Source organism: Neobacillus vireti, assembly GCF_036962465.1.
In the GTDB taxonomy this organism is placed as follows: Bacteria; Bacillota; Bacilli; order Bacillales; family Cytobacillaceae; genus Neobacillus; species Neobacillus vireti_B.
Genome location: NZ_JBALNF010000070.1, coordinates 26,942 through 34,867, shown reverse-complemented (window position 1 = coordinate 34,867; position 7,926 = coordinate 26,942). Strand labels below are relative to the sequence as shown.

Genomic DNA, 7,926 nt, shown 5'->3' with positions numbered 1-7,926 from the left:
AAGTTAGAAAGCGCTAGAGGATAGGTCTCTAGCGCTTTCTAACTTAAATTGTATGTTAAGCTTATGAGGAAGGCCTTGTTTTTTCTGCTTTTTTATCTTGCGGTTTCATTTCCGAAGCAAATTCAGAACTTGTAATACTTTTCGCACTTTGCAGTCCTGATTTCGTTTTAATATTGCGTTTAGTCATGTTTTCACCACCACTTCTAATATGCTTATAATTTAACCAACCAGCAAAAAAAACATTCCGGAAAAAATAATAAAGGATGAAAAAGGGGAAAATAACTAACTAATAATAGGTAACTTTATCACCCTTTATTAGGAGCAATATTTTTGATTAGAAAAATACTTATAAAAAAAAAGACCATCGTCATGATGATCTTTAAACTCGCTTTGCTCCAATATATCTAGGATGCCAATATGGGTTGCTAGTGTTGGTGATAATAACCCCTTTTGAAGAGGATGCCATGATCATTTTCCCATATCCGATATAAATAGCAACATGGGTTGGGGCACTTACTTTGGATGGGCCATAAAACAATAAATCACCTGTCTGTAAATTGGATGGTCGATACCCATTACCATAGTACATCTGGGCTGCCGTACGATTTAGTGTTCTTCCTGCTTTTCCGTATGAATACTTCACTAGACCTGAGCAATCAAATCCGCTAGGCGACATTCCGCCCCATCTGTAAGGAACGCCAATATGAGATTTCGCAATTGAAATTGCGGCTGTATGATAATTATAAGTTGCTGCTTCCGCTTTTTCACCCTTGGCGGCGAACAAAGAGCCACAAGAAGCTAATATAGTAAAGGCTACGATGAATTTCTTTAGCATGATTGTTTCCTCCTCGTGTGAGTTGATAGCTTTACTATACTAGAAAGATATAACGAGCTCATCACAGCTATATAACAATTTCATTACAAAGATAATTCTAGTATAATTTTAAAATCCTCTTTCTTTCAATTAACCCCTTAACTTGAATAACTTAATAACACTCCGTCAATCCCGATTCTTATACGCCTGCTCCCTTTTAAATAAATGAATGGTCTTATTACTATTTTGGAAAAGAAGTTTCTAGTAATATTTTGATTCTGCTGAAACAGAGTTGAAAAAAACTGAAATATTCCTTAGTAGAGTTACCCTATAAAAAAAGAACCTGTCATACGTGACTGGTTCTCCCAATTTCCAATAATCCCCTTATAGTTAAATAACATGTCTCTCCCCTCCTTCTCTCTTTACAGAGTAGCCAAGATTTCCTGCATTCTTTGTCTCACAAGCGGATAAAAATTATTTATGGCATCCGTAGTACTATTACCGCCGAAGAATCCTGTTCCCGGGCATGTTTTTACTGCATGTCCAGCACTCTGATCTAACACTCTTTCACCTGTGTTCATATCCCACCAGTGATGATACTGAATGCTGTCAATCGATGGAGTCAACCCAAGCTTAATAGAAAGAACAGCTGCAACAACCTTTGTTTTAGACCGCTAGTGCCAAAACTTGAATCTGGTTTAAATATTGTTTGGAAAAAGCATCAGGTTTTTTCCGCTGCTGCTGATCTGTTTTAAAAGAGATTCAGGAAAAATTTTCAACGTCTTTATCAGAAGTAAAAGAAATTATCGACTGACGTGAGGGGGATTATGAAAAAGGTGATGGTTTATTTAGTAAGTTTTTTAGTTCTATTACTGGTTTTCATCTTATTGTTTATTAACATACATCCAGCTTTCGGTGACAACCCAAGTAAAAAACAAAAAGAGCAATTTAGTGAATTGGACAATTATGTGGATGGTAAATTTATCAATCCAGAAACATCAAAATTAACTATGAGTGCAACTGATTATTTCTCCATGCTTAAGGAAAGTTTTTCAGGTGCCAAAGACCGTACTCCTAAAGGTAAAATTCCTGTATCCAAGATCGATTGGAACAAAATCAAAAATAAGGAAGACAATTTAACTTGGTTTGGTCATTCTGCTTATTTACTTAGTATCGACAATAAAAAGATACTAATAGATCCCATGCTAGGTCCTGTTGCTTCACCTGTTTCATTCGTAGGAAGCAAACGTTACAGTGAAGATCTGTTGCATCTTATAGATGAAATGCCGCCGATTGATGCTGTTTTTATTACTCATGATCATTACGACCACTTAGATTATCCTTCTATAAAAAAATTAAAGAACAAGGTCAATCATTTCTTCGTTCCTCTTGGTGTAAGTGCACACTTGATCAATTGGGGTGTTAACAAAGAAAAAATAGCAGAACTAAATTGGTGGGATGAAACTGAGTTCAAAGGCTTATCTGTCGCATTCACTCCTTCCAAACACTTTTCTGGAAGAGGACCGTTAATAGAAATTCCACCCTTTGGGGCGGCTGGGTCATTCTTGGAGAAAAGACACGTTTCTATACAAGCGGGGATGGTGGTTATGATACACATTTTAAGGAAATTGGGAAGAAGTACGGACCATTTGACCTTACTTTAATGGAAGGCGGACAATATGACCGTCGTTGGTCTTGGGTCCATATGACACCTGAACAATCTGTTCAGGCTCATATAGATGTAAATGGCAAGAATATGATGTTAATTCACTGGGGGGCCTTTACCCTTGCTTATCATGGTTGGACAGAACCTATAGAACGAGCATTAAAAGCGTCGGAAAAATCGGGAGTAAATTTGTTAGCTCCAAAAATTGGCGAAACAGTTCCACTAGATGGGGAGTTGTCCATTCCTATCTCACCTTGGTGGAAAAAGGTAAAATAGTAGGAAATAGAAAGATGAGCAATTATAGATTAAAAAAGAACCAATCGATTTAAATTGATTGGTTCTTTGTTTAAATGATTTATAAACGTTCCCAAATCGAAGCGATTCCTTGCCCGCCGCCTATACACACAGCAGATGCACCGTATTTTGCGTTTCTTCTTTGTAATTCATAGATTAGCGATAACGTAATTCTAGTACCGCTTGCCGCCAGTGGGTGTCCAAGCGCAATCGCTCCCCCATTGACATTTCCGATTGCCGGATCAAAGCCTAATTCTCTTTGACAAGCTAAATATTGCGCAGAGAAGGCTTCGTTGATTTCGATTAAATCTAAGTCTTTAACATTCAGGTCTGCTTTTTTCAAGGCCGTTTGAATCGCAGGAACAGGACCGATCCCCATATATTTCGGGTCAACGCCAACCACACTCCACGATACAAGTCTTGCGAGTGGTTTTAATCCTTTTTCTTCTGCATAGTCACTTGAAGTGACAATCACAGCAGCAGCCCCATCTACCATCCCGCTTGCATTACCAGGAGTAACCACACCATTCTGGATAAACCGGGGCTTTAATTTCGCTAGTTTTTCCAGACTTGTTTTGCGAACATGTTCATCACGATCCACAACGATTTCTTCTCTTCTGCCTTGAACTGTTACCGGTATAATCTCTTCTTGTAAATAACCTTTTTCAATCGCTGATAAGGCCCGCTCATGACTAGATAGTGCGTGCTGATCCACCTCTTCGCGTGTAATTTTATATTTTTCCGCCAAATTTTCTGCAGTATCCGCCATTGTACAGCCGCCTACTGTATCGTATAAACCATCCCATACCCAGTCCTCAATAACAGGGCCGCCTAGAGGACTCCCCCATCTCATCCCTGGAATGACATGGGGTACATTACTCATGCTCTCAGTTCCTCCAGCAAGTGCAGCTTTTGCTTCCCCTGTCAAAATGTAACGGGCTGCGGTTAAAATCGCTTCTACCCCACTTCCACATAAACGATTAATGGTTAACGCTGGTACATGGATAGGAAGCCCTGCCTTTAATCCAACATGCCGTGCTAAAAGGTGAGCATCTTTACTGGATTGCTGAACGTTAGCAAAAACCACCTGATCAATATCTTCTGGATTGATATTTGCCCTTCGAATCGCTCCACGCGCTGCCTCTGCTCCTAAATCTGTTGCAGATATCCCTCTAAAGGTGCCAGATATTTCGGTAAATGCGGTTCTGGCCCCTTCTACTAATACGATGTTGCTCATCTACTCCATCTCCCTTTCAAAACGCTTTCATTTAAAAACTGATTCAGGGAAAAGTTCTAAATCAGTCCTCATATCATACTTTTGCCGTCCCCGAGTTAATTAGCAAACATAGCATTCTTCCCTAATAACAGCATTCGCCATTCTTCGTTTAATCGCTATGATATTTTCCGAACTGCTCATAATGAGGAGACTGGCGATTCGTGAAAAAATTTCGCCCTCACCGAAATGATTGATCATATTTAGAACTCTCAGAGCAAGCTGTTGAGAAGTTTCTAGCGAATATACCCTCGTACAATCAATCTTTAGTCTATTTGCTTCCTCACCAGAATTCTGTATGGCTTTTTCCGTTCTTAGAATCGCGCTTTCAATAGCATAAATAGTAATAACCAAATCGGCGAGAAAAGCGGCGATTTCTTGTTCCCTATTAAAATTATCAAGTGAATTCTTATTAATAGATTCGATAGATTCATTGAACAGTTTTTTCAATAGTTGAAGTACCTGCTTCTCACGTTGGAAAACACCGTTTTTAATCGTATTGTCCTCCGTTGGCCTTTGATGTTTTTTTGACGCAGTGGCTGCGATGAGTATTCGATTAATCTCATTTGAACCTTCAAAGATTCGGTTGATTCGGGAATCACGATAGAGGGTTTCAATTTCATATTCAGTCATATATCCATAACCACCGTGAATTTGTACGGCCTCGTCTACTACAAAATCAAGAATCTCTGTCGACATGACTTTATTGATTGAACATTCCATTGCATACCTGGCAATTGTTTCTCCGTAATTATTGCCAGTTTGCTTCATTTCATCAAACCCATCCTGCATCCAACCTGCGGTTCGGTAAATCGCGCTCTCATTGACAAACGTTTTTATTACCATATCCGCCAATTTACTTTTAATTAAATTGAAATTAGAAATGGACTGACCAAATTGTCTGCGCTCATTTGCATATTTTACCGCCAGTTCAATCGCACGTTTCGCTGTTCCGAGTGAAGTTGCTGCGATCTTATGGCGCCCAATGTTTAACACATTGAAGGCAATAATGTGCCCACGGCCGACTTCCCCGATCACATTTTCTACTGGAACTCTTACATTTTCTAAAATAAGAGAACGGGTGGAAGAACCTTTAAGCCCCATTTTCTTTTCTTCAGGACTAGTAGAAACACCTTCATAACCTTTTTCCACAATAAAAGCGGTAAACTTTTGTCCGTCAACCTTTGCATAAACAATAAAAATATCGGCAAACGCAGAATTCGTGATCCATTGTTTTTCCCCATTCAAGACGTAGAACGTACCACATTCTGATAAAACGGCATGGGTTCTTATACTCATCGCGTCTGTGCCTGAGGACGGTTCTGTTAAGGCATAGGCAGCTATTTTTTCACCAGTCAAAATGTCCGGAAGGTACTTCTCCTTTTGCTGTTTTGTTCCAAAATAAGCAATTGGCAGCGCACCAATACCTGTTTGCCCTCCAAAGGTAATGGAGAAGGAACGTCCGAGTGCCATTTTCTCAGATATAATGGTTGCACATACCTTCCCTAACGCTAGTCCGCCATCTTCTTCGGGGATATCGGCACCAATCAGACCGAGCTCCCCGGCTTTTTTTATTAGATTAATCGTTTCATTAAACTTTTGATTCTCTATTTTTTCTAGTTTGGGATACACTTCATTCATAACAAATTTATTAGCCATTTCTGCAAGCATAATATGTTCATCTTCAAAATCCTCAGGGGTAAACACATCTGTTGACAAAATTTCCTCATTTAAAAAGCTTTTATAAGCTTTCTTTTCTGTCAGCATGATACTATCCCTCCACGGCTTCAACTTGTGGCAGCATCTTTTCTCGGATATAATCTGGAATAGGCTGTGCCTTTGGTTTTTCTTCTTTAAAAGACGTCCATGCACGGACTCCATACCCTTCGGCTACAACCTGATCACCTCTTACAAATACATGCTTAATTTTAAATACTTTGTTATGTAGTTCTTCCACATAACTCTTTACTACGACTTGATCCTCAAACAAGAGCGGTCGTTTAAAGATACAATTGGCCTCCAGCAGGGGAACCCCAATTTTCTGTTTTTCAAATAGCTCCGAAGAAGGATAGCCAATGGCTGCTAAATACGCATGTGTTGCATCATCCATCCATTTATAAAAATTCGGGTAATAAACGATTCCTGCCGCATCGGTATCTCCCCAGCGTACTTGAAAATGAAATTCAGTTTTCATCTTATTTGCTCCCTTCAACTTTAAATTGTTGGACTCTTTTTAACAGCAATTTCTTCCCGAAGTTTCATTTTTTGAATTTTTCCACTTGCAGTTACGGGGAACTTATCCGTAAATAGGACTTTTTCTGGAACCTTGTAAGTTGCCATTTGTTCCTTTAAGTAATTTTTCATTTCCTCCTCTGTGCCTTCTTTCCCGTCCTTCAGCTGGATTACTGCACAGGCAATTTCACCAAGTGTTTCGTGAGGAAGACCGATGACCGCAGATTCTACTACTTTAGGATGCCTTGATAAAACGGCTTCAATTTCTTGAGGGTAGATATTAAAGCCGCCTCGAATGATAACTTCTTTTTTCCTGCCAATAAATTTCAGATTGCCCTGATTATCGAGCATACCAAGGTCACCAGTGTAATACCAGCCTTCGTGATCAAGTACGGCTGCAGTCTGTTCCGGCAATTTATAATAACCCTTCATCCTTCCAAAGCTATGAATGGCGATTTCCCCTTTTTCCCAAGGAGGTAATGCCATTCGATTATCATCGACTATTTTTATCTTTACCCCTGGTAGTGGTTTTCCTAGTGTTTCAATTATGTTCTTTTCCTCGTCATCATATGGTGACAAAGTAACTGAAGCCGTCTCCGTAATACCAAATGATTGACATAGATTAATGCCCATCCGATCTCTTATTTCTTTCACTTTCGTTGCAGGAATGGGTGATGCTCCAACAACACCTGTTCTTAGTGAGGATAAATCATAGTGGTCAAAATCTTTTGTTTCTAGAAGTTTAATGAACATGGTTGGCACGCCATTAAGAATGGTCACTTTTTCCTGCTCGATTAAATTGAGAATTTCTGTTGGATTAAATTTTTCCAATAAAACGATCCGAGTACCTGTAAAAGCCGCATTAAACAGGTTAACAGCCATACCAAAGATGTGGAATAAAGGAGAAGGAAGAATCAAAACATCCTTATCAGAGCAGCGCAGCTCAATCCCCATTACATTAGCAGATTGCACAACACTGCGATGAGTGATCATAACGCCTTTTGGAACACCGGTCGTACCCGAAGTATATAAAATACAAAATAAATCATTATTAACATCAATATCTTCTTCTTGACCATTTTCTAACGTATCATCATTTATTAAATCATCATATGAAGGGAAATTATTGATGATGGACCTTACCGTAATGATTTCAGGTACAAAGTAAAGTGCATCTTTAAACCCGAAATTTCTTTCAAATTCTTCTGTGGCGATTAATGCTTTGGGTTCTGAATTCCTTAAAATATGGCTGACTTCATGGGCCTTATATTTGGGGTTAAAAGGTACAAGTACGGCTCCAATTTTTGCAGCAGCGAAAAATATGACAATCGTCTCATACCAATTCGGTACGGAGACTGCGATTCGATCCGTTTTTTTAATTCCGCGCCTGACTAATGCGGCTGCTAGTTTGTCCACATTAGCTTTCATTTGTGAGAATGTTATTCGATTATTTAAATCAAAGACAGCTTCATTTTCCCCAAAGACTTTTGCAGCATGTTCCAGGATTCCATAAACCGTAAAATAATTACGATCATTCCCTATCACTATCATCACTCCATATGATTCACTATGATACTATCTATTAAAATAAATCCGAAAATGAAGTATCCATCTGGTTCGTCGGATACTTCATTTTGTTAAAGTTTT

Annotated in this window: 7 protein-coding genes and 2 pseudogenes; 2 read left to right on the top strand and 7 right to left on the bottom strand. The window is 39.0% G+C overall.

Annotated features, from left to right (window positions below):
* Positions 1-61: 61 nt before the first annotated feature.
* The 3 genes from V7077_RS24835 to V7077_RS24825 all read right to left on the bottom strand — a co-directional run bounded on the left by V7077_RS24835 (position 62) and on the right by V7077_RS24825 (position 1,395).
* On the bottom strand, positions 62-187 hold the full coding sequence (locus V7077_RS24835; protein ID WP_335506927.1) for a hypothetical protein: 126 nt from the start codon (positions 185-187) through the stop codon (positions 62-64).
* Positions 188-379: 192 nt separating this feature from the next.
* Positions 380-835, bottom strand: coding sequence for a C40 family peptidase (locus V7077_RS24830; RefSeq protein WP_335506925.1), 456 nt, complete (start codon positions 833-835; stop codon positions 380-382).
* Between the two features lie 401 nt (positions 836-1,236).
* Positions 1,237-1,395, bottom strand: a complete 159-nt coding sequence (locus V7077_RS24825) for a hypothetical protein (protein WP_420489708.1) — start codon at positions 1,393-1,395, stop codon at positions 1,237-1,239.
* Positions 1,396-1,461: 66 nt separating this feature from the next.
* On the opposite strand from V7077_RS24825, the pseudogene V7077_RS24820 reads away from it, so the two are divergent.
* Positions 1,462-1,628 (top strand): annotated as a pseudogene (locus V7077_RS24820) (LysR family transcriptional regulator); the annotation flags it as partial.
* 25 nt (positions 1,629-1,653) lie between these two features.
* Positions 1,654-2,756 (top strand): annotated as a pseudogene (locus V7077_RS24815) (MBL fold metallo-hydrolase).
* Between the two features lie 79 nt (positions 2,757-2,835).
* Here V7077_RS24815 and V7077_RS24810 read toward each other — a convergent pair.
* From V7077_RS24810 to V7077_RS24795, 4 genes are all read right to left on the bottom strand, one after another.
* Positions 2,836-4,011 (bottom strand): acetyl-CoA C-acetyltransferase, encoded by a 1,176-nt coding sequence (locus V7077_RS24810; RefSeq protein ID WP_335506923.1) that lies wholly within the window; start codon positions 4,009-4,011, stop codon positions 2,836-2,838.
* Positions 4,012-4,110: 99 nt separating this feature from the next.
* Positions 4,111-5,814, bottom strand: coding sequence for an acyl-CoA dehydrogenase family protein (locus tag V7077_RS24805; RefSeq protein ID WP_335506921.1), 1,704 nt, complete (start codon positions 5,812-5,814; stop codon positions 4,111-4,113).
* A gap of 4 nt (positions 5,815-5,818) precedes the next feature.
* Positions 5,819-6,241 (bottom strand): acyl-CoA thioesterase, encoded by a 423-nt coding sequence (locus V7077_RS24800; RefSeq protein ID WP_335506919.1) that lies wholly within the window; start codon positions 6,239-6,241, stop codon positions 5,819-5,821.
* Positions 6,242-6,261: 20 nt separating this feature from the next.
* Positions 6,262-7,830 (bottom strand): class I adenylate-forming enzyme family protein, encoded by a 1,569-nt coding sequence (locus V7077_RS24795; RefSeq protein ID WP_420489707.1) that lies wholly within the window; start codon positions 7,828-7,830, stop codon positions 6,262-6,264.
* Positions 7,831-7,926 lie beyond the last annotated feature (96 nt).